We start from the raw sequence: 21,870 nt of genomic DNA, 5'->3' as shown, positions 1-21,870 counted from the left end.
CGTGACGATTATATTGACCTGACTTCACACCTTGATTTTTTTTCGTACGGAATCACATGGCTACACCATGAAAACGTTGCATGCCGGTTTGTTTGTCCTGATGGCGGCCACGGGCGCCATGATATTTTCTCCTGCATCGGCCCATCCGGCGGATGCGGAACATGACCCGATCGGACTATGGACGGGCACACTCGTCACCGATCAGGGCACGTGCGAGGAAACACGCGCGCCCTCCACCTTTCAGGTGGATCAGACGCGCACGACCTTCACTCCCGCCGATGGGTCGATTACCCTGCATGGCAGGCCTGAACCCCTTCATCAGCATTATCACCTGCAGGAAGTCATCTCCCCCCCCGGTAGCAAGCCATTCCCGATGGTGTTCGAGGCCCATCCGCAGGGCAATACGATTGTCGGCACTTACGGCACGCCGCGCTGCCGGGCACATATCGTGCTGACCCGCCCCTGACGGGGGGCAGCAGGCACCATCACGCAATAGGCATCACCCATACCCCACCCGCGCATGGCCTTTTGCCCCTGCCGGGCGCTATAATGCATGCATGTCTGGGATTTCGACAATTTCCGGCGCGGTCCTTGCGGTCGTGACACGTGGTGACCGCCTGCTGCTGGTGCAGCGCCGCAATCCCCCGGACCGGGGTTTGTGGGGGTTTCCCGGCGGACGCATCCATGCCGGGGAAAGCTTCATGGATGCCGCCGAACGCGAATTGCGCGAGGAAACCGGCGTCGTGACGCGGGCGGAAGGACCACTGACGGCATTTGACCTGATCGAACGCGATGCGACGGGCGCCTTGCGCTTCCACTACCTGATCGTGGCGGTAAAATGCACGGATCCCGGCACGCATACCCTCAAGGCAGGGGATGATGCCTGCGATGCAGGCTGGTTCGACATATCACATGTGCGTGACAATCCCCAACTCATGAGCAACGGCCTGCTGGAACTTGGGCAACTCGCGCTGTCACCACGCGGGGTCATCCCATGGCCCCATACGACACAGCACCGTGGATATCGTCAGGTTCCAGCGACGACCGAGGGTACAGACACATGACACAGCACACCCGCCGCGTCCTTGTCGTTGAAGATGAGGAAATGATCGCAAACCTGCTTCTGACTGTCATAGAGGCATCAGGCCCACAGGTGTCCTCCTGCGCCAGCGTGGCCAGTGCGATGGACACGCTGGCACAGGGCACGTTCGACGCCGCTCTGGTGGACCTGACATTGCCGGATGGTACGCCCGATGGGGTTATTGCGGCCCTGCGGGCGAAAAACGTGCCCGTTATCGTCATCAGCGGTGATCCGGACCGCCTTGGCCGCCATCCCGACCTGCCGGGGCTGAGCAAGCCGTTCCGCATGAAAACACTTATGGCGCAGCTTGAAGCATGTCTTGCGGAAGGGATGCCTGCGGCCCCGTCATAGGCGCGCGCGACAGGATGGCGATACCCGGTGGCTGATCGGGCGGTACAGGATCGGCCATGCGCACGCGATACAGATCCAACGTTTCCGCATCTCGGATGCGCCCATGGCGACGCAGGCTGCCCACGGCCTCGACCGTTGCGAAATAGCGCCGGTCAAAAACACGGCGGGGATTGCATAGCATAAGCCCCTGCCCGCGCAGTTCGTGCGGCAGGTTGAACAGCGCCCATCGCGGCTCCATCCCCGCAACCGTGCGATGCGGCAGATACAGCGCCAGTTCGGACGCGGTCCCATAATCGCAGGCCGTCACAAAGTCCCCCGGCATGGCACGGCCATCCACCTCCGCCGCCAACGCGGGCCATCCCCCCACCTGCCGCAGCATGACGTCCGTATGCGCGGACAGGGGCAATGGTTCAAACGCCGCCTGGACAAAAACCAGGGCACACAGAACACCGCCCAGTGCCACGGCGGGCTTCCACCCGGCCCATGTCACCTGCGCCGCGGCAACCGCCAGCAACGGATACACGATCACAGGCCAGTTCGCCTGCACCCGGTCGCCCAGCGCATGCATGGCAAACACGACCATGGGAACCAGCATCATCCACAGCAGCACGCCCTGCGCGGGTACGCGCCGCGCGTTGCGCACCACCAGCATCATCCCCACGATGAACATGACAAAGATGCCCGGTGTCGCCAGCCCGACCTGCCCCCCCACCAGTTCCCCCAGGAAGCCGAGCGCCCGCCCCGCGTGCCAGTCCCCCACGCGCCCCCCCTGCCGCAGCAGGCTGGCCCAATGGTGGGTGGCGTTCCACCAGATAACGGGGGAAACAGCGGCCAGAGCCACAATTCCACCCAGCCATGGCGCGGGACGGCGCAGCCACGCGCGCCCTGCGCCATGCAGCAGCAACCATGCAACGATCCCCGCCCCCGGCAACACGGCCGTATATTTGCTGTCGAACGCCAGCCCCAGCGCCGCGCCACATACCAGCCACCAGCGCGCATGGCCCGTCGCCATCAACCGTCCGACCGCCCACAACATGACTGTAATGAAAAACAGCAACGGGGTATCAGGCGTCATGACCACGGCATTGACCCCCATCGCCAACGTCGCCTGCAACAGGGCAACACCACGGATCACGCCACCATCATCGCCCCTAGCTGACGGTTCGGGGAATGGCGCATGGAAATCGCGGATTGCCTGCGCCAGAAAGGGAATCGCAAACATGGACGCCATCGTCCCGATCCAGCGGATCCCCGCCCCACCATCACCAAACAGGGCACAGCCCGCGCGTATCCACAGGGCAACCATGGGTGGATGATCCAGATATCCCGCCGCCGGGGCATGCGCCCATACCCAGTAATAGGCCTCATCCGGGGAAACGGGCAGGTACCAGCCAAGGACAAGGCGCAGGCAGAGCGTCCCCGCCAGAAGCCCGTACCACATCCGCAGCGACATCACCGGATTTTCCATATAAGGGTGGAAGACACGGCATAATTCCAGACTGCGGCGATGGCGGCCCCCGCCATGCTTGCGCTGCCCCAATGGCGTGGCCCGCTGCTGAGGAGCATCTGCGCCACGCCGACATTCGCCACCGCCCCGACTGAACAGATCAGCACGAACAGGCACAGCCCAGCCACCAGCGCCATCCCATGCAGACGACAGTCCCGATAGGTCAGCCGGTTGTTCAGCCCGAAATTGACGATCATGGAAACATAGGTCCCGACCACCTGCCCCACCGGAAATGTCACCCCACACTGCAACAGAACCGACAGCACCCCAAGGTTCACACCGATACCCAGCAAACCGACAAGGCAGAAGCTGATGAACCGGACCGGAAGATACCCCCGGCACAGCCGGTCCAGCATCATGGCCGCGAACTGCAGCAGGACAACAGAATCCAGCTTGCTTTCGCCCGCCGCGCGACTGCGGAAGACAAACGGGATTTCCGCCACCCGCAGGTCCATGGGGGCCGACATGATGATATCGAGCAGGATCTTGAACCCCGTGCCGGACAGGTGTGGCGCGGTCGCGATGAACACGCTGCGGCGGATCGCGAAAAAACCGCTCATCGGATCGCGGACATCGACGGGCATGAGACGTCGTGCCACCCGGATTCCGACATCCGACAGCATCTGCCGCCAGCGGTTGGCAAGGCCACCGGCATCCCCCCCTGCGACATGACGGCTGCCGATGGCGATATCGTTCCCACCCGATGCAATCGCATCAAGCAGTTGGCCAAGGCAGCGTTCATCATGCTGCATGTCGCCATCCATAACCGCGACAATCATGGCAGAGGATGACAGCACCCCCTCGATCACGGCAGAGGACAGGCCACGCCGCCCCAGCCGCGATATCCCGCGCACACGCGCGTCGTGCGCGGCAAGGGCACGCACGACATCCATCGTCCCGTCAGGGGAGCTGTCATCAACAAAAATGACCTCCCATGACCGTCCCGCCAGCGCATCGGCCAGCGCATCGACCATGGGACGCACATTGTCGCGTTCATTGTAACAGGGCACCACGATACTGACCTGCGGCGGCGGGCAGGGTTCCCGCCCCGGCAGGCCATGATCGTCAGCCATCAACACCAATGCCGCGTCCTTCCGGCAAAACATGGCGCATACATGCCCGCGCCCAAATGTATCAGACCGGAACGCCCGGCCGTTCAAGGCTGCTGCGGATGGTCTGCAGCGTCTGGACCCGGACCACATGGGCGGCTTCGGTCAGGCGACGCGTCAGCATGTTTTCATGCGTCGCATCACGGGCAACCAGACGGACGAGGAAGTCCCCACCACCACGGATCATGTGGCATTCGCGCACCTCGGGCCATGCCGAAATCTCGGCCTCGAACGCGGACAGGACCGCCTCCTTCTGACTGTCGAGGCCGATCAGGGCGAACAGCGTGATCGACCAGCCAAGGCTCGCCGCGTCGGTCTGCGCGTGATAGCCAAGGATGACCTTCTCTTCCTCCAGACGCCTGACGCGGCGCAGGCATGGCGGGGCGGAAATACCCACCCGGCGTGCCAGTTCCACATTCGTCATGCGTCCATCGGCCTGAAGTTCGGCAACAATCCGCCGGTCAATCGCGTCGAGTTCCGTCATCCGTTCAGCCATGTCCGTTTCAATCTCAATCCCCCGGGATCGTTATCCTGTCCCGATATGCGGTAATGATGCCTCTCCTAGCCTAACCCTTGCCTTCACGCCAGTGGACGATCATACCATTCCCACCATCAATCATTTCTCCACCGTTCACCACTAAGCAAACCGGTTCTGATCCCATGCCCAACACATACACTACCGACCTGCTTGTCATCGGCGCAGGCCCCGCCGGATATACGGCCGCCATCTATGCCGCGCGCGCCAGCCTCTCCCCCATCCTTGTCGCGGGACTACAGCCGGGGGGGCAACTGATGATCACCACGGATGTCGAGAATTATCCCGGCTTCGCCAAGGGCGTGCAGGGCCCCGAACTGATGATGCAGATGGCGGCACAGGCCGAACATGTCGGCACGAAACTGGTGGATGACATCATCGTCTCATGCAGTCTGACACGCGACCCGCAGACGGGAATGTTCCGGGCAGTGGGGGATTCGGGCGATACCTACCTCGCACGCAGCGTCGTCATCGCCACCGGCGCACAGGCGCGCTGGCTGGGCATTCCCGGTGAAAAGGAATATCAGGGCGGCGGTGTCTCGGCCTGCGCCACGTGCGACGGCTTCTTTTATCGCGGCAGGCGGGTGGTCGTCATTGGCGGCGGCAATACAGCAGTGGAAGAGGCGCTGTACCTGACCCATCATGCCACCCATGTGACGCTGATCCACCGTCGCGACACATTGCGCGCGGAAAAAATCCTGCAGGACCGCCTGTTTGCCAACCCACGGATTTCGGTCATGTGGAACACTGCGGTTGACCGCATTATCGGGTCCGGCACCCCGCCCGTCGTCACCAGCATCGACGTTCACGATACCGTGACGAATGCACCCGCCACGGTGGAAACAGATGGCGTGTTCGTCGCCATCGGCCACAGCCCGAACACCGAACTATTCCATGGGCAGGTCGAAATCGATGCCGATGGCTATATCACGACCACGCCGGGCAGCACCCGCACATCGGTCGCAGGCGTGTTCGCCGCAGGCGATGTACAGGACAAGGTCTTCCGCCAGGCCATCACCGCGGCAGGTACCGGATGCATGGCGGCACTGGAAGCTGAACGCTTTTTGGCAGAAAATCCGTCATAAACTCGCCATAGTTCTTGACCTGCTCTGGTATTTCCTTCACCACAGCCAGAACGTCATAACAAATGGCAACTTTGAATTAGGAACGGAGTCAACGCGTGGACTGGGATAAACTCCGGATATTTCATGCAGTAGCCGAGGCTGGGTCCTTCACCCATGCCGGCGACGTGCTTAACCTGAGCCAGTCTGCGGTGTCCCGACAGATCTCCGCTCTGGAAGAGGCGCTGCAGGTTCCCCTCTTCCATCGACATGCACGTGGCCTGATCCTGACCGAACAGGGCGAAACCCTGAACCAGACGGTGCGTGAAGTCTTTTCCAAGCTGGCGATGACGCAGTCCCTGCTGACCGAAAGCAAGGAGAAAGCGGCCGGGCGCCTGCGGGTCACGACCACGACGGGCTTTGGCACATGCTGGCTGACGCCACGCCTGCATCGCTTTATGGACACAAACCCCGACATCTCCATCACCCTGATCCTTGAGGATAACGACCTCGATCTGGGCATGCGTGAGGCAGATGTTGCGGTGCGCATGCACCCGCCACGCCAGCCCGACCTGATCCAGCGCCATCTGGCGGATTTCCCGCTGCCGATCTATGCCGCGCAATCGTACCTGAATGAACACGGGACCCCCACCACGCTTGAGGAGCTGAATGCCCATAAGCTGGTGCTGTTCGGGGGGTATCACCCACCGGTGCCGCACATCAACTGGCTGGCGGAAACCGGGGTGCCATCCGATGAACGCCGTCAGGCCAGGCTGGAGGTCAACAGCCTTGCCGCCATGGCGGGCGCCATCGCGGCAGGCATCGGGATCGGGTCGATCCCGCTTTATGCGGCAAACCAGTATCCCAATCTTGTCAAGATCCTGCCCGAGGTGCCGCTGCCGACGGTGGATGCCTACTTTGTCTATCCAGAGGAACTGCGCACATCGAAGCGTGTGGCCGTGTTCCGCGACTTCCTGCTTGCGGAAATCAACGCCCGCCACTGACCACGGGCAAAAACGACCCAGCATGAAAAAAGGCCCTGCTTTCCAGCAGGGCCTTTTCATTATGCAGCGCCATGGGCACATGGCATCAACGACATGCCGCCACCCGTCAGCTTTCCGCGCCATCCTGATGGTTGACCCGTTCACGCAGTTCCTTGCCCGCCTTGAAAAACGGAACGACTTTTTCTTCCACGGCGACAATTTCACCCGTGCGCGGGTTGCGGCCCGTGCGCGAGTCCCGCTTTTTTACCGTAAATGCGCCAAAACCACGCAATTCAACCCGATCCCCCCGGGCCAGCGCCGCGCTGATTTCATGAAATATGGTTTGTACAATCTGCTCTATATCACGAGCGGGAAGATGTGGATTGGCTGCGGCAAGTTCGGCAATCAACTCCGATTTGGTCATCCTGCTTCCCTCTATATATTTTATGTAAATTAAGGTTTCCAGATCGCAACGGCCCCGTCAAGATCACCACCGGGCCGAAACAGGCCATCCAGACGATCCGATTCCGCAACAATCCCCATGACACTTCCCAACAGATGCCGCATCCAGTCAAGATGAAATGACGGGCGCGGTTTCATATCTTCAACATCAACAGTTTCAGACAGATGCAGGGTCCGGATCAACCATTCCTTTGCCTCCTCCTCACCCCCGATCTGATCCACCAGACCAAGCGAAAGGGCCTGCGACCCCGTATAAGGGCGCCCATCCGCCAGTTCGAGCACCTTTTCGCGTGGAAGGTGGCGTCCCTGCGCCACCATGGTGACAAACATGTCATAAAGATCGGCGATCACACCCTGCAACATTTCCCGCCCCTGTGGCGACAGGGGCTGCACGGCGGAGGGCTGCCCCTTCATCGGGCCGGAGACAAGCTGGTCAACCCGCACCCCGACCTTGTCCAGCAAGCCAGAGACATCCGGGGCCTGCATGATGACCCCGATAGACCCGGTAAGGGTGGAATGATGGGCAAACAGACGCTGTGCGGGGACGGCAATCATATAGCCAGCCGATGCGGCAAGACTGCCCATCGATACGGCCACAGGCTTCTGCCGCGCGAATTCCGCAATCGCGTCATGTAATGTTTCACCCCCGGTAACGGCACCGCCGGGGGTATTGATATCCAGCAACATCCCCTTCACGGCGGGATTGCTGCGTGCCCTGCGGATCAGGGCAAGCGTATCGGTGGTATCCGAACCGACCACCCCATCAATACGCAGCCGCACGAGATGGTCACGTCCATCACCGCGCGCGCCCCATATGCCCCGCCCGGATATCGCCAGAAGGCCACAGGCAAACATGGCGACCGCAACGACACGCCACAATATCAGCCGCCGCCGCAGGGACAGACGTTCCAGTGCCAGATCTGCGTCAAATGCCATGCGACCCGCGCAACTTCATGACTGCATCAATAAAAACCGGAACAGGTCCCGGCCATGGCATCCCACGGCCGGGCATCATACCCCATTCAGGACGCCTTGCGCCCACGACGCGGCTTGGCCGGGGTTTCGGCGCTGGCCTCGCTCGGGGCTGCGGTGATCTTGCGCCCCAGACCGATTTCACGCGCCAGGGTCGAACGACGCTCGGCATAGTTGGGGGCGACCATTGGATAATCGCTCGGCAGGCCCCAGCGTTCACGGTACTGTTCGGGCGTCATGCCATAGGCGCTCTGCAGATGACGCTTGAGCATCTTGAGCTTTTTGCCATCTTCAAGGCAGACGATGTAATCGGGGAAAACCGAACGCTTGATCGGCACGGCAGGCTGAAGCTTCTCCGGCTCGACCTGCGGCTGATCCAGAGAGGTCAGGGCCTGGTAAACCTGCTTGATGAGATCAGGAACAGTATCCGCCCCAACGGCATTATTGGAAACATGAGCCGACACGATCTGCGTGGTCAGTTCAAGAAAAGAGAAATCCTGTTCAGCATCCGACATAATTCTGTTCCATTTCTTCAATCATGATGGATGCCGTCTTTAAAACATCCATCATCTGCATCCTGAATACGCACTACCCAATAAAACGCGCAAATACAATATGCATCTTATGTGGCTTCGGATTAAAATACGGAAATAACCTTTAATAAACATCCCCTCCCCATCACGAAACCATCACGACAGAGCGGCTCTGGATCATGGTTTTCATGATATCCGCCACGTTTCCGGCGAAATCATCGCATATGAAATCATAAAACATATTTTCAGATTGAAACTTGATGTAACATTGTCCGGGTCTGAAAATAATGATTATTCAGACCCGGCCGCCGGCGAATGGCAATCCTGCATAACGCGCGGTCATGGCGCAGGATGAACAGGAACAGCGATACTATTCCCCGCACGCAACGCGCGCAAAACGTGCGGCGGATACCTGCGAAGAACGTGAAGCAACCGGATTCACGGCCCCTGCCCCGCATTCCTGCATACCGGGGACCGCGTCACAAATATTAATATCGGGGTCCATTATTGAAAACATCAGGCGAATACGCGTTGCTTCTTCGTCCGTAATGATCCGGTAAATGACCTGTCGCGCTTCCTTGCGGGTCACGACTATTTCCGCACGCCGCAATTCGGCGAGCTGCTGGCTCAGGGTCGGTTGGCCTATACTGGTGGCACTTTCGATCTGGCCGACACTTTTTTCCCCTTCCAGCAGGGTCGCAAGCACAAGCAGCCGCTGTGGCTGGGCAAAAAGGCGCAGACGATGGGCCAGAAGTTCAGCAGCCTCCCGCGTGCGGGGGAGCCTGTCTACTATCGCATTCATGATCAGTTACCGTAACATTGCCGAATATGGCAGCCGAGGAAGAAAAAAAGAAACCATGCCCTAATGCCGCGACGTCCATATGCAACCCCATCGACATTGTATGTTCACAGGCCTCATTACCCATATGTCGATTACACCCCAAGAGTTTACATAAAATACGGATTATTTTACATACATGAATATATTAACTGTATAACAATTTGCCTTCCCTCCGGGGATGGGCGCATACCCGGACAACCGCGTCACGCGCGCACCGAATGCAGGATTCATACGATGCAACTCTATTCCCTCAGCCCAGATTTCACCGCCGCATCCCAGATCACGCCCGATGACCTGCCGCAAATTGTCCAACAGGGATTCCGCAGCATCATCTGCATGCGCCCCGATGCGGAAGAATATGGACAGCCGACAGCAGAAAGCCTGAAGGACGCGGCACTGGCCGCCGGCCTGCAATTCGCGTTCCTGCCGGTCGTGCCGGGACATATCACCGAACATGAAATCACGCAGATGCGCGCGGCGCTGAAGGACATGAACGGCCCGATTCTGGGTTACTGCCGTTCGGGCAACCGTGTGGGACAACTCTGGACCCTTGCCCGGCAGCCCTGATTTCACCACTGCCGTCCCTGCTTCAAGCCTTATAGATTACTGCCTACGGAGTGCCCCATGCCCACGGTTGTCCTGGCCCACAGTCTGGATTTCGTGACATGGCGCAACGCCACGCGCACACTGGCCCTGCACGGTATTCCCGCCACGGATATCATCTGGCGCATCCGCGATCCCGCGGATGCGGCCATGCAGACCGGCATTACCGCCCCCCTTCACGCCGACACATCGCCACGCTCCACCTTTGGCGTTCCCCGGGCCATGATGCGCCTGGTGCAGGACATATTGCAGGCCGAAACGCCGGATCGCTTTGACCTTGCCTATCGCCTCGTCCTGCGGCTGGCCACTGGCGAAGACCCTGCCCGCAGACCTGCCGATGACGCCGAAATCCTGCGCGCCCGGCACATCGCACAGGACGTGCGGCGCGAAACACTGGCCTTTCGCACCCATGTCGCGACATCCCACGACCCCACGCAGGCCATCATATGGGACGCCGCCGACAGCCTTGTCGCATACTGCAACGCACGCTTTGTCACGCTGCAACGTTCATTCCATCCATGGCACGTTCAGATGGGGGAACGCGTGATGCGGTGGGACGGCACCACCCTGCATCCCGGCACGCCCCTTGAAGGCGCGGATCCCGCCTCCTTCCCCTCACCCGCCCTCCCTCTGGCGGAGGGGATGGACATCGAACGCATCACAGCCCTGCCCGCCGTGGCAGAGGCCGCGCGATCCTGCCTGACCTGCGCCATGGCGCACCATGCGACCCAGACCGTCTTTGGCGAAGGGACCACCACCGCGTCACTGATGTTCGTCGGGGAACAGCCCGGCGATCAGGAAGATCTGGCGGGCCGTCCCTTTGTCGGCCCGGCGGGGCAACTGTTCGACCGCGCCCTGCATGAGGTCGGCATCGCACGCGATGATGTTTATGTGACCAATACGGTCAAGCATTTCAAATTCTTCAACCGCAATGGCCGACGCATCCACCAAAAAGCAGGCATGGAGGAAATCCGTGCCTGCGCCCCATGGCTGCATGCGGAACGCCGCATGGTGCGCCCACGCCTGCTGGTCATGCTCGGCGCGACTGCGGCCAGCGCAATCCTGCAACGCTCTGTCGTTATAGGACATGAAAGATCCCGCCCGATCACACTTGATGACGGGACATGCGGACTGGTGACGGTGCATCCCTCTTTCCTGCTGCGCCAACCCACAGAGGAAGCGCGATCGCGCGAATATCTGCGCTTTATCGAGGATCTGCGCCTTGCGGGGAGCCTGATAACATCATGATCCGCATCCCATCCATTCACGGATGGAACAAATGCAGCGATCATTCCCTTTCCATGACAGGTGCTGCGTCCCTGCCACGAGGAAAGCCAATGACTGATATGCGCTCCCGACACCGTTACCTGCCGCATTCTTGGTTTATCAAGGGACCGCCCCCAGTACCGCCGGAAGCCGCATATTGTGCCTGCTGAACTGAAGATCGTCCCCTCTTTCGTCGCGCGTGTCTTCCGTGGACGAGATTTCTCGATTCTCTCTCCCCCCGGCTATAACCGCATGAGTCGCCTCAAGTGGCTCTACGCCCCCACGCCAGAGGCCATAGCCTTTGCGCTACGTACGACGTTCGCCGCCCTTATGGCGCTGACCATCGCGATGTGGATGGAACTCGACAGTCCGCCCTGGGCGGCCATGACGGTGTGGATCGTGGCGCAGGGGTCGCGCGGGGAAAGCCTGTCAAAGGCGCGATGGCGTCTGGTGGGCACGGCACTGGGCGCGATCAGCGCGGTGGTGATCGTCTGTTCCTTTCCCCAATCGCCCTGGCTGTTCTTCCCGGCATTGAGTATCTGGATCGGCATCTGCTGCGGTTGTGCGACGCTGGTGCGCAACTTCCGCTCCTATGCACTGGTGCTTGCGGGCTATACCTGCGCGATCATCGCCCTTGCCGCCAGTCAGGACCCGGACAACATCTTCATGATCACCATGTCGCGCACGACCTATATCGTGCTCGGCATCTCGTGCGAAACGCTGGTGGCGGTCCTGTTCGCGCACAATCTTGCCACCGCCGCGAAAAAGAACATGCGGCAGAAGATCCAGACCGCGCTCAGCACCTCTACAGAGGCGGTGGCCAACCTGCTTGCCGGCGACGAGCAGGCCTTCATCCGGTCACGTGCGCTGTTCGGCACCATCTTGTCGATCAATGACCAGATCGAATTCAGTGAAGTCGAGATGGGCCCCCACGGGCATGAAGGCGATCACGCGCGCGCGGCACTTGCGGCCGTGTCCGTCCTGCTGTCACGCGGGCTGGGCATGATGGCGCGCATCAAGGCGCTGGGCACGGTCAACCCGGTCTTTACCGAAACCAGCCTGCTGACGCGCACCTTCCTGCTGGGCCTTCCGGGGCGGCTGGAATCGGACACACAGATACAGCAGGTCATGACGGACCTGCAGGACCTGCGCAGCGTATGCCGCCAGCGCATCATCGACGCCCTGACCGAAGAACTCGCCGCGGCGGCACCGCACGATACCGACACGATCGAACGACTGCTCAACTGCCGCATCCTGCATAACGCGCTGGACGAACTTCTGGGCGAGCTGGAGCAGGCCATTACGGAGTTTGACGCCAGCCAGCACGAAATCCGCGGCGATCATTTCCATTTCCGCCTGCAAGCACACCGCGATTTCAAGGAAGCCCTGTATAACGGCATCCGCGCGGCAGTGGCGATCGGCGCATCGGCACTGATCTGGGAGATCACAGCCTGGTCGAACGGGATTGGTTTCATCACCATGGTGGCGGTGACGTGCGGCCTGTTCGCCACACGCGAAAACCCGGTCCTGGGCACCCTGAACTTCCTGCGCGGCGCGTGCTGGGCGGTGTTCGTGTCGGCCTTTCTCGTGCTGCTGTTCATCCCGCGCCCGGCAGAATTCGAAATGCTGGCCGCCGTCCTTGCGCTGCCGATGATTGCCGGTGGCCTTGCGGCACGCAACCCGGCAACGGCGGGGGCTGCGGCGTCCTACTCCCTGTTCCTGCCCAACCTTGTCAATCCCGGCAACCAAAGCCGCCTGAATGAAATTGCATATTTCAACGCCTCCTTTGCCCTGTTGTGCAGCATCGGCTTCGCCGTACTGATTTTCCGCGCCGTCCTGCCTTTCAACAGTGACGAAGAACGCTGGCGCATGCGCAACCGCACCCTGCATGACCTGCGCCACCTGGCATCGGCCAACCCGCTGCCGCAGCCAAGGGCCTGGATCGGGCGCAATACCGACCGTTTCTCCCGCCTGATCCGCCATGCGGGGCCGACCCCTTCCCCCACGATCGAGGCCTATTTGCAGGGCACGCTGTCGGCGATGACAATCGGGCTGAACATCATCCGCCTGCGTGTCGTGCTGGAACGCAGCCAGTTGCCGGAATCGGCCAACCGCGCCATCACCCTGTTCCTGCATCGCATGGCGCAGTTCAGTGGCCGCTATGGCCGTACGGCCCGCGTGGCCCGTGGCGCGACGCGGGTGCTGCGTATCCTCGAAGGGAAGGAAACCAACATTACCTCCCGCGTGGAAATGACACGCGCCATTGCCTATCTGCTGGTCATTTCCTATGAACTGGATGCAAATGCAGCGTTCCTTGACGCCTCGCAGCCCTATCGTTCCAGCGAAATGATCGGCTAGCAGCAGGATGCCCGCACCACCCACGCCCGATATCCTTGCCCTGCGGGGGCGGGTCGTCACTTTTCGCGACAACCCGTTCACCACCGACCCGGTTGCTGCCCTCCATCATGAGGAAGACGGGCTGATCATCATCCGCGACGGGCGGATAGCGCAAATGGGCACATATGCCGATACCCTGCGCCACCTGCCCGCCGACACGCAGGTTACACATTACCCAGACTGCGTGATTTCAGCCGGTTTCGTGGACACCCACGTCCATTACCCACAACTGCCCATGATCGCCGCATATGGCGAACAGTTGCTGGAATGGCTCGAACGCTACACCTTCCCCACCGAAAGCCGCTTTCGCGATCCGGCTTATGCGCGTGATATCGCACGCAGGTTCCTTGCCGGACTTCTGCGATGCGGCACGACCACGGCGGCGGTTTTCTGCACCGTCCATCCCCAATCGGTTGAGGCGTTCTTCAGCGAATCAGAACGCCTCAATACACTGATGATCGCGGGCAAGGTGCTGATGGACCGCAATGCCCCACCAGACCTGCGCGATACGGCACAACGCGGGTATGACGAATCCCTTGCACTGATGACGCGCTGGCACGGGCGCGGGCGGCAGATGTACGCCGTCACCCCGCGCTTTGCCCCCACCAGCAGCGAGGAACAGCTTAAACTGGCGGGCGCACTTCTGGCCCGTGACCAGACCGTCTTCATGCAGACCCACCTTGCGGAAAACCTGGACGAGGTCGCATGGGTACGCAGCCTGTTCCCCGCACGCCGGTCCTATCTGGATGTTTACGCGCATGCAGGGTTGGTGCGGCCACGCGCCATCATGGGCCATGCCATCCATGTTGATGAACCCGACCTCATGACCTGCCATGACAGTGGATGCGCACTGGCCCACTGCCCGACCTCCAACCTGTTCCTTGGCAGTGGCAGCTTCCGCCTGTTCGATGCGCTGGACCCACGACGCCCCGTCCGTGTGGGGCTGGGCACCGATATCGGCGCGGGCACCAGCCTGTCGCAACTGCAGAGCCTGAACGAAGCCTATAAGGTCGCGCAGGGAACAGGCCGTCGCCTCCACCCCGCGCAGGCCTTCTGGCTGGCGACGGCAGGCGGTGCGCGGGCGCTGCACCTCGACCACAGGATCGGGACGATTGCACCGGGGATGGAGGCGGATTTGTGCATCCTCGACCCGGAGGCAACACCATTGCAGGCCCTGCGGGCACAATCGTGCGATTCGATCAGCGACCTGCTGTTTTCCCTGATGATGCTGGGGGATGACCGCAGCATCCGCGCCACCTATGTCGCAGGACGCAGGGTGCATGAACGCGCATGATGCCCCAGACATCCGACAGGCGGCAGCTCCTCATGCGGTGATGGTCCAGCCGCAAGATCGTCCGTATGCGCGACCCCGACGGGCCAACCGCCCCTGTTTGGGGTCGATACCTGCCTCACGAAGATCGTGACTGCCGGAAACTGCTGATTTTTTTGTGGGTTCTGCTGTTGCGCCTGCCTGGTCAGGTTTATGACGGCATGGCGTGACACTGGCGGAGAGGGTGGGATTCGAACCCACGGTACGCTTGCACGCACAACGGTTTTCGAGACCGCCCCGTTCGACCGCTCCGGCACCTCTCCAAATGTCAGCGGCGTTGGTGCGGGCTTATACGGTGCGCCCGCAACGCGCGCAAGGGGGCAGGTGGATGTTTTTTACCTTCCCCGCCCTGCCCCCATACCGGCCCCCATACATGATGCACGACATGGCAGGAATCATGCCCTGAATCATGCCATGCCGTGGGATTAGCGATTGACGCGCCCGACATTGCCCGATAGAAGCCAGCCCTCAATCCCTGCGCAGACAGGGGGTGCCGCGCGTGGTTTCGCGGCCAATGTCAAAAAGCGACCGGGTCCTGCCGCCTGTACCATCATCCCAGATGGCGCCGCGCTGACCCAGAGATCGGAAAGATAGAGAATTATGTTTGCAGTTATCCGCACCGGCGGAAAGCAGTACCGCGTTTCCAAGGACACCGTCCTGAAGATCGAGAAGCTGGAAGCCGAAGCCGGCGCCACCATCACGTTCGATCAGGTTCTGGCCGTTGGTGGCGAAGGCGCCGCGACGATCGGCAGCCCCACCGTTGCTGGCGCGACCGTCACCGCGACCGTGATCGCGCAGGACCGCCTTGCGAAGGTGATCATCTTCAAGAAGCGCCGCCGGCAGAACAGCCGCCGCAAGAACGGCCACCGTCAGCCCGTGACCGTGGTGCGTATCGCCGCAATCAACGCTGCCTGATCCCCGCTCCCACGGGCAATGAGACTGCCCATGGGACCAGGTCGAGATCAGTCAACAAGTTTCAGGAGTTCAGGCAATGGCACAAAAAAAGGCAGGCGGTTCCTCCCGCAACGGACGCGATAGCGCCGGTCGCCGCCTCGGCGTCAAGAAGTTCGGTGGCGAAAGCGTCATCGCAGGCAACATCATCGTCCGTCAGCGCGGCACGAAGATGAAGCCGGGTCAGAATGTCGGCCTTGGCCGCGACCATACGATCTTCTCGCTCGTCGATGGGCATGTGAAGTTCGAACGCCGCGCCGAAGGCCGCGTGCATGTTTCGGTCGAAGCCCTGCCCGCAGCAGCGGAATAAAAAACGCTCCCACCCGGGAGACAGTTTTCGACCAGAAGGGGACGGTCACGTGGGGCCGTCCCCTTTTTCGTATCGATACCACGGCGTGTTTCTGATATCAGACACGTCCATGGGGCTGCCACCGGCCCAGATCGGACCCGTGAGCGATGAAGTTTCTTGACCAGGCCAAAATTTTCGTAAAATCCGGTGATGGCGGTGATGGCGTCATCGCGTTCCGGCGCGAAAAATATATCGAATTCGGCGGCCCCGATGGCGGCAATGGCGGACGGGGCGGCGATATCATTTTCGTGGCCGTAGCCAACCTGAACACCCTGATTGATTTCCGCTATACGCAGCATTTCCGCGCGCGTAAGGGCGGTAATGGCGCAGGGTCGGACCGCACGGGGGCCGCGGCCCCCGCCGTGGTCATACAGGTGCCGGTGGGCACGCAGATTTTCGATGATGACCGCGAAACGCTGCTTGGCGATCTTGATGAGGCAGGCAAGCGCCTGCTGCTGTGTCGCGGTGGCGATGGTGGCCGGGGCAATGCGCATTACAAGACCAGCACCAACCGCGCCCCACGTCGGGCCGATCCGGGCTGGCCGGGGGAGGAACGCTGGGTCTGGCTGCGGCTGAAGCTGATTGCCGATGCCGGCCTGGTTGGCCTGCCCAACGCGGGCAAATCGACCTTCCTGTCGGTTGTATCGGCCGCACGGCCCAAGATCGCCGATTATCCCTTCACCACCCTGCATCCGCAATTGGGCGTCGTACGCCTGTCGGTGACGGAAGAATTTGTCATCGCCGACATTCCTGGCCTGATCGAGGGCGCGCACGAAGGTACGGGGCTGGGTGACCGCTTCCTTGGCCATGTCGAACGCTGTGCCGTGCTTGTACACCTGATCGACGGCACACAGGAAGATGTGGTTGCCGCATGGCGGACCATTCGCCACGAACTGCATGAATATGGTGGCGGCCTGGCGGAAAAGCCGGAAATCATCGTCCTGAACAAGATCGACGCAATGCTGGACGAAGACATTGCCGAACGCTGCGCCCTGCTGGAACAGGCCAGCGGCGCACCGGTGATGACCATGTCAGGCGTATCGCGGCAGGGCGTGGACAAGGTGCTGCGCCTTGTGCAGGATCAGATCACCCGCATCCGCGCGGATGAATCCGACACCCCCGCCTGAACGCGTGGATAGAGACAGCCGTGACAGTCCCCCTTCCCTTACCCAGCCTGCAGAACGGACAGCGTATCGTCGTCAAGATCGGCAGTGCCCTGGTTGTTGATGCCGAAACCGCCTCCCCCCGGCAGGAATGGCTGGAAAGTGTCGCGGCCGATATCGCCGCCCTGCACACACGCGGCGCGCAGGTCATTGTCGTCTCCTCCGGTGCGATCGCCCTTGCCCGTCACCAGCTTGGCCTGACGCGCCGGGTGCTGCGACTGGATGAAAAACAGGCCGCTGCGTCCGTGGGGCAGATCCGCCTGGCGCAGGCATGGACCAACGCCCTGTCGCGACATGGCCTGAATGCAGCGCAACTGCTGCTGACGCCCGATGATACGGAACATCGCCGTCGCTATCTCAATGCACGTGCGTCGCTCAATACACTGCTGACGCTGGGCTGTGTGCCGATCATCAATGAAAACGATGCCATTGCGACGACCGAAATCCGTTTTGGCGACAATGACCGTCTGGCCGCGCGTGTGGCGGAAATGACCACGTCGGACCAGCTTGTGCTGCTGTCGGACATTGACGGTCTGTATACCGCCGACCCGCGCACAGCCCCCGGGGCGCGGCACCTTCCGGTGGTCGAAAGCCTGACGGAAGAGATCGAATCCATGGGGGGGGCCCCTCCGCCCGGCTATTCCTCTGGCGGGATGCGCACAAAGCTGATGGCCGCACGGATCGCAACCCAGGCAGGATGCGCCATGGTCATCGCACAGGGCAAGCCGCTGCATCCGCTGCGCGCACTGTGGAATGGTGGGCGCTGCACATGGTTCCTGCCCTCGCCCGATGCACGATCTGCGCGCAAGAAATGGATTGGCGGCAGCCTGACACCCGCAGGGCACCTTGTCATCGACGATGGGGCGGTCCGCGCATTGCAGAGCGGTTCCTCCCTGCTGCCTGCGGGGGTGCAGGCGATTGCGGGCGAATTCGATCGCGGCGACCTTGTCAGCGTAATGGACAGGCATGGACATTGCATCGCCCATGGCCTGTCCTCCTATGGCGCGGCGGATGCCGTGCGCATCGTGGGCCGTCAATCGGACGAGATCGAAAATATCCTTGGCTGGCACGGTGGCGATGAAATCATCCATCGCGACGACCTGGTACTGAATGACCGGTCCTGTGCGCAGGCTTCCTGAACCCTTTGGGATGCAACGAAAGCCAACCAAGGGGCCTCGCTGCACAAGCAGGACAAACACCCCACTGAAATAATGAAGCCTGTCGAAAACAAGTTGTAGAGAGTGCTTGAAAACAAGAAAAGTTTTTAGGTGCCACCTTTTTTCAAAAAGGCGGCGTCTTCTGAAGCTTTTTACAAAAAGCTTCACCAAAAACCTTTATAATTTCAGATCTTCTTGAGCCTGACTTTTCAAACAATCTTCGTATAGACGTTTTTGGCAACGGCCGTCCCATCCCCGAAAACCCTTTCCCCCATCTAAGGGGGATATGACCAAAGCTTCTTTCCCGGATATTTCCGGGACGCCGCAGGGATAATCATGGTCGTGGGGGCCAGCGCAATGTCGGTTCCGAACGCTGCCGCCGTTCCGCCCAGCGCGCCATGCGGGGAAGCCCCGTTTCCACCTTCCGCGCCATGGCGGCACGCGCCCCCCCATCCTGCCCGGTCGCGCCCACCGCAGGCGGAACCCGGGCACGCAATGGCATGCGCGGGGCATCCGGCACCACCGGGGATGATGACGGCGGCTGCGTGCCCTGCTCCTGCTGCGCACTCTCCTGCCATGGGGGGGGCGTGGAACGGGGGGCATGTTCACGTGGCCGGGGCGGACCCGGCGGCATATCGGATCGTATGCGGTCATCATCACCATCGGCCACATGGACCGTTGCCACCGGTGGCGCATCAGCCGCTGGCGGCGATGCGCGACGTTCATAGGCAGGAATATCGCACTGCGGATCTTCGGGGTCCAGCATGCGGGCCGGACGGGCGTGGGCGGCCTGTGCGGCCCCAGTCCGGTCCGGGTCTTCGTGATCCTGATTACGCCCCTGCACGTAATCCCGTGCGCGATCCTGTGTGCGCAGGACTTCGGACAAGGGCTCGCCCGATGCGCCCTCCGCTTCTTCACGGATGGCGGCGGAATTGCTGGACATTGCCATGACGCGCAATTCGGCCTGCAGATCATCAATCTGCACCGCCAGGGCATCCAGCCGCCCCTTCACCCCGATCACCGCAAAGGGAACCAGCATCCACAACACGGCAAATACCAGCCCCACGATCAGGACCAGCGCCTGCGCCCATTGCGGCAGCCATTCGGGCCAAGGTAGCGTCATGGGTGTCTCCTGACCTTCTGCATGACAGGAAACATACCCTTAACCCCGGCGGGGAACCATATGCCCATCATCCCGACGGAACATTACATGCCCAGCGCGCGACGATAGATGTCCAGCAGGGTTTCCTGTTCCTCCACCTCGGCGGGTTCCTGCTTGCGCAGGCGGATGATCTGGCGGATCACCTTGGTGTCAAAGCCTGCGGACTTCGCCTCGGTATAGATGTCCTTGATATCCCCGGCCAGCGCCTTGCGCTCTTCTTCAAGGCGCTCCACACGTTCGATGATACTGCGCAACCGGTCGGCGGCGATGCCCCCAACGGCCGCGCTGCTGTCGTCAGTTTCGAAATTATCGGCACTCATGTCCGCTGCCTCCGGATATAGTGATGGGGCCGTCATACACCCCGCCATGCCTCCCACAAGCAGGCGGCACGCATAACGTATTTGAACGGCGGGCTTATCGCGATGATGAACGCGGGTCAATGCCAGCTTGACATGCTCCAAAAGGCAGCCCTAATCGGTCCCTGAGCGTTGGTACCGGCGCATCCGCGTTCCCGATATGCCATGCATGGCGGAAATACGGGGCTGGAAACAGAACATCAGGCAGGAGGCCGATTTTCATGGCACATCTTCCCCCCGTCGATACGTTCGACTACATCGTCTTCGGTGGAACGGGCGACCTGACCATGCGCAAGCTGCTACCTGCGCTGTATTACCGCTTTCGCGACGGGCAGGTCCCGGCGGATGCGCGTATCATCGCGACCGCACGCTCCCCCCTCTCGCGGGGGGAATATCAGGACCGTGCGCGACAGGCACTGCAGGAGCACATCCCCCCCGCCTCGCTGGAGGCGGACACGGTCACGCGCTTTATCGAACTGGTCCATTATGTCAGCCTGAACGGTGCCGAGGCACAGAGCAACTGGGCCGACCTGCGCGGCCTGCTTGATCAGGAACCCGAAACCCGCATCCGGGTCTATTACCTTGCGACATCACCCGCACTGTATGGCCAGATCTGCGAGAACCTGAGCAAGCAGAACCTGATCACGGAGCAGTCGCGCGTTGTCCTTGAAAAGCCGATCGGCACGGACCTGCAGAGCGCGAACGCCATCAATGACAGCGTCGGGCGGCATTTCCCCGAAAACCACATTTTCCGCATCGACCATTACCTGGGCAAGGAAACGGTCCAGAACCTGATCGCGCTGCGTTTCGCCAATCCGGTGTTCGAACGCCTGTGGACCAGCGACGCGATTGATTATGTGCAGATCACGGCCGCGGAAACCGTGGGGGTGGAGGGGCGCGGCGCATATTATGACCGGTCCGGCTGCCTGCGTGACATGATCCAGAACCACCTGCTGCAGGTGCTGTGTCTGGTCGCGATGGACCCGCCGGTATCGCTGGATGCGGACAGCGTGCGCAATGAAAAGCTCAAGGTGCTGCACGCACTCAAGCCGATCCGGCCGTCCGATGTCGCGATCTATACCTCCCGCGGGCAGTATATGCGCGGACATGTCAACGGGCAGACGGTTGGCAGCTATCTGGAGGACCTTGGCGAAGGCGTTACGAGCGAGACGGAAACCTTTGTCGCGCTGAAGGCCGAAATCCTGTCATGGCGATGGGGCAATGTGCCGTTCTACCTCCGGTCGGGCAAGCGCATGGCAGAGAAATGCAGCGAGATCGTGATCCAGTTCAAGTCCGCGCCGTGGACCATCTTTGCCAACCGTCCCGCCGCGAACCGCCTGGTTATCCGCATCCAGCCCGACGAGGGCGTCATGCTGTCGGTTTCCACCAAGGACCCCACCCCGACCGACAGCCTGTCCCTGCGTGAGGCGGACATCAACATCGAGTTTGAAAAGGCGTTCAATATCCGTTATCCCGATTCCTATGAACGGCTGCTGCTTGATGTCGTGCGCGGCGATCCGATCCTGTTCATCCGGCGTGATGAGGTGGAGGCCGCATGGAAATGGATCGACCCCATCCTGCAGGGATGGAGCAAGAACGAAGCCCCGCTTGAACCCTATCCCGCCGGGACATGGGGGCCTGAGGGCGCGCGCAACCTGCTGGCGCAGTCGGGACACCTGTGGCACGAGGACATGAAATAAC

General features: G+C 61.2%; 23 protein-coding genes and 1 tRNA gene. 14 read left to right on the top strand and 10 right to left on the bottom strand.

Annotation, left to right across the window (positions count from 1 at the left end; genetic code table 11):
* Nucleotides 1–67 precede the first annotated feature (67 nt).
* The 3 genes from IFJ82_RS06635 (at nucleotide 68) to IFJ82_RS06625 (ending at nucleotide 1,432) form a co-directional block, all read left to right on the top strand.
* The gene (locus IFJ82_RS06635) at nucleotides 68–466 is read left to right on the top strand and encodes a hypothetical protein (protein WP_048859278.1); all 399 of its coding nucleotides are present in this window, start codon (nucleotides 68–70) and stop codon (nucleotides 464–466) included.
* Between the two features lie 91 nt (nucleotides 467–557).
* On the top strand, nucleotides 558–1,064 hold the full coding sequence (locus IFJ82_RS06630) for an NUDIX hydrolase (RefSeq protein WP_003620503.1): 507 nt from the start codon (nucleotides 558–560) through the stop codon (nucleotides 1,062–1,064).
* Nucleotides 1,061–1,432 carry a response regulator gene (locus IFJ82_RS06625; RefSeq protein WP_040510886.1) on the top strand — a complete coding sequence of 124 codons (372 nt, stop codon included), beginning with the start codon at nucleotides 1,061–1,063 and terminating at the stop codon, nucleotides 1,430–1,432. Before IFJ82_RS06630 ends, IFJ82_RS06625 begins: the two co-directional genes overlap by 4 nt.
* Here IFJ82_RS06625 and IFJ82_RS06620 read toward each other — a convergent pair.
* The 3 genes from IFJ82_RS06620 to IFJ82_RS06610 all read right to left on the bottom strand — a co-directional run bounded on the left by IFJ82_RS06620 (nucleotide 1,377) and on the right by IFJ82_RS06610 (nucleotide 4,544).
* Nucleotides 1,377–2,885, bottom strand: coding sequence for an ArnT family glycosyltransferase (locus tag IFJ82_RS06620; RefSeq protein WP_225578803.1), 1,509 nt, complete (start codon nucleotides 2,883–2,885; stop codon nucleotides 1,377–1,379). The genes IFJ82_RS06625 and IFJ82_RS06620 overlap by 56 nt on opposite strands.
* Entirely contained in the window at nucleotides 2,885–4,012 is a 1,128-nt protein-coding gene (locus IFJ82_RS06615) for a glycosyltransferase family 2 protein (RefSeq protein WP_192266041.1), read from the bottom strand. The genes IFJ82_RS06620 and IFJ82_RS06615 overlap by 1 nt, the downstream gene beginning before the upstream one ends.
* Before the next feature lie 61 nt (nucleotides 4,013–4,073).
* On the bottom strand, nucleotides 4,074–4,544 hold the full coding sequence (locus IFJ82_RS06610) for an Lrp/AsnC family transcriptional regulator (RefSeq protein ID WP_040510887.1): 471 nt from the start codon (nucleotides 4,542–4,544) through the stop codon (nucleotides 4,074–4,076).
* A gap of 164 nt (nucleotides 4,545–4,708) precedes the next feature.
* Here IFJ82_RS06610 and trxB point away from each other — a divergent pair, with 164 nt between their 5' ends.
* Both trxB and IFJ82_RS06600 read left to right on the top strand, forming a co-directional pair.
* On the top strand, nucleotides 4,709–5,668 hold the full coding sequence (gene trxB, locus IFJ82_RS06605; RefSeq protein ID WP_003620512.1) for a thioredoxin-disulfide reductase: 960 nt from the start codon (nucleotides 4,709–4,711) through the stop codon (nucleotides 5,666–5,668).
* A gap of 95 nt (nucleotides 5,669–5,763) precedes the next feature.
* A complete protein-coding gene (locus IFJ82_RS06600) occupies nucleotides 5,764–6,648 on the top strand; it encodes a LysR family transcriptional regulator (RefSeq protein ID WP_040510888.1) in 885 nt (294 codons plus the stop codon).
* A 106-nt stretch (nucleotides 6,649–6,754) separates the two neighbouring features.
* On the opposite strand, the gene ihfB is transcribed toward IFJ82_RS06600, so the two are convergent.
* From ihfB to IFJ82_RS06580, 4 genes are all read right to left on the bottom strand, one after another.
* The gene (ihfB, locus tag IFJ82_RS06595) at nucleotides 6,755–7,051 is read right to left on the bottom strand and encodes an integration host factor subunit beta (protein WP_003620514.1); all 297 of its coding nucleotides are present in this window, start codon (nucleotides 7,049–7,051) and stop codon (nucleotides 6,755–6,757) included.
* Nucleotides 7,052–7,080: 29 nt separating this feature from the next.
* Nucleotides 7,081–8,025, bottom strand: coding sequence for a signal peptide peptidase SppA (sppA, locus tag IFJ82_RS06590; protein ID WP_192266039.1), 945 nt, complete (start codon nucleotides 8,023–8,025; stop codon nucleotides 7,081–7,083).
* Nucleotides 8,026–8,111: 86 nt separating this feature from the next.
* Nucleotides 8,112–8,576 carry a MucR family transcriptional regulator gene (locus IFJ82_RS06585; protein ID WP_003620516.1) on the bottom strand — a complete coding sequence of 155 codons (465 nt, stop codon included), beginning with the start codon at nucleotides 8,574–8,576 and terminating at the stop codon, nucleotides 8,112–8,114.
* Nucleotides 8,577–8,964: 388 nt separating this feature from the next.
* Complete coding sequence (locus IFJ82_RS06580) at nucleotides 8,965–9,396, bottom strand: ArsR/SmtB family transcription factor (protein ID WP_003620518.1); 432 nt, start codon at nucleotides 9,394–9,396, stop codon at nucleotides 8,965–8,967.
* A 273-nt stretch (nucleotides 9,397–9,669) separates the two neighbouring features.
* Here IFJ82_RS06580 and IFJ82_RS06575 point away from each other — a divergent pair, with 273 nt between their 5' ends.
* From IFJ82_RS06575 to guaD, 4 genes are all read left to right on the top strand, one after another.
* On the top strand, nucleotides 9,670–10,002 hold the full coding sequence (locus IFJ82_RS06575; RefSeq protein ID WP_062809034.1) for a TIGR01244 family sulfur transferase: 333 nt from the start codon (nucleotides 9,670–9,672) through the stop codon (nucleotides 10,000–10,002).
* Nucleotides 10,003–10,059: 57 nt separating this feature from the next.
* Nucleotides 10,060–11,286, top strand: a complete 1,227-nt coding sequence (locus tag IFJ82_RS06570; RefSeq protein ID WP_192266037.1) for a UdgX family uracil-DNA binding protein — start codon at nucleotides 10,060–10,062, stop codon at nucleotides 11,284–11,286.
* Nucleotides 11,287–11,463: 177 nt separating this feature from the next.
* Nucleotides 11,464–13,662 (top strand): FUSC family protein, encoded by a 2,199-nt coding sequence (locus IFJ82_RS06565; RefSeq protein WP_192266036.1) that lies wholly within the window; start codon nucleotides 11,464–11,466, stop codon nucleotides 13,660–13,662.
* 7 nt (nucleotides 13,663–13,669) lie between these two features.
* Nucleotides 13,670–14,995, top strand: coding sequence for a guanine deaminase (gene guaD, locus IFJ82_RS06560; protein WP_192266034.1), 1,326 nt, complete (start codon nucleotides 13,670–13,672; stop codon nucleotides 14,993–14,995).
* A 209-nt stretch (nucleotides 14,996–15,204) separates the two neighbouring features.
* Here the strand turns inward: guaD and IFJ82_RS06555 are convergent.
* Nucleotides 15,205–15,294, bottom strand: a tRNA-Ser gene (locus IFJ82_RS06555).
* Nucleotides 15,295–15,631: 337 nt separating this feature from the next.
* On the opposite strand from IFJ82_RS06555, the gene rplU reads away from it, so the two are divergent.
* From rplU to proB, 4 genes are all read left to right on the top strand, one after another.
* The gene (gene rplU / locus IFJ82_RS06550) at nucleotides 15,632–15,946 is read left to right on the top strand and encodes a 50S ribosomal protein L21 (protein WP_003620526.1); all 315 of its coding nucleotides are present in this window, start codon (nucleotides 15,632–15,634) and stop codon (nucleotides 15,944–15,946) included.
* A 76-nt stretch (nucleotides 15,947–16,022) separates the two neighbouring features.
* Complete coding sequence (gene rpmA, locus IFJ82_RS06545) at nucleotides 16,023–16,292, top strand: 50S ribosomal protein L27 (protein ID WP_003620528.1); 270 nt, start codon at nucleotides 16,023–16,025, stop codon at nucleotides 16,290–16,292.
* A 146-nt stretch (nucleotides 16,293–16,438) separates the two neighbouring features.
* Entirely contained in the window at nucleotides 16,439–17,458 is a 1,020-nt protein-coding gene (gene obgE, locus IFJ82_RS06540) for a GTPase ObgE (protein ID WP_003620531.1), read from the top strand.
* 20 nt (nucleotides 17,459–17,478) lie between these two features.
* Complete coding sequence (proB, locus tag IFJ82_RS06535; protein ID WP_192266032.1) at nucleotides 17,479–18,633, top strand: glutamate 5-kinase; 1,155 nt, start codon at nucleotides 17,479–17,481, stop codon at nucleotides 18,631–18,633.
* Nucleotides 18,634–18,985: 352 nt separating this feature from the next.
* Here proB and IFJ82_RS06530 read toward each other — a convergent pair whose 3' ends face one another.
* Nucleotides 18,986–19,774, bottom strand: a complete 789-nt coding sequence (locus IFJ82_RS06530) for a hypothetical protein (protein ID WP_192266031.1) — start codon at nucleotides 19,772–19,774, stop codon at nucleotides 18,986–18,988.
* 83 nt (nucleotides 19,775–19,857) lie between these two features.
* On the bottom strand, nucleotides 19,858–20,133 hold the full coding sequence (locus tag IFJ82_RS06525) for a DUF2312 domain-containing protein (RefSeq protein WP_040510890.1): 276 nt from the start codon (nucleotides 20,131–20,133) through the stop codon (nucleotides 19,858–19,860).
* Between the two features lie 257 nt (nucleotides 20,134–20,390).
* Between IFJ82_RS06525 and zwf the strand changes: the two genes are divergently transcribed.
* Nucleotides 20,391–21,869: a glucose-6-phosphate dehydrogenase gene (zwf, locus tag IFJ82_RS06520; protein ID WP_003620541.1), complete on the top strand. Its 1,479-nt coding sequence runs from the start codon at nucleotides 20,391–20,393 to the stop codon at nucleotides 21,867–21,869.
* The last annotated feature ends 1 nt before the right edge of the window (nucleotide 21,870 follow it).

This window comes from Novacetimonas hansenii (assembly GCF_014843995.1).
GTDB classification, from domain to species: Bacteria; Pseudomonadota; Alphaproteobacteria; order Acetobacterales; family Acetobacteraceae; genus Novacetimonas; species Novacetimonas hansenii.
Note: the sequence above shows the minus strand (reverse complement) of the source record. Positions and strands in the feature narration are given on the sequence as shown.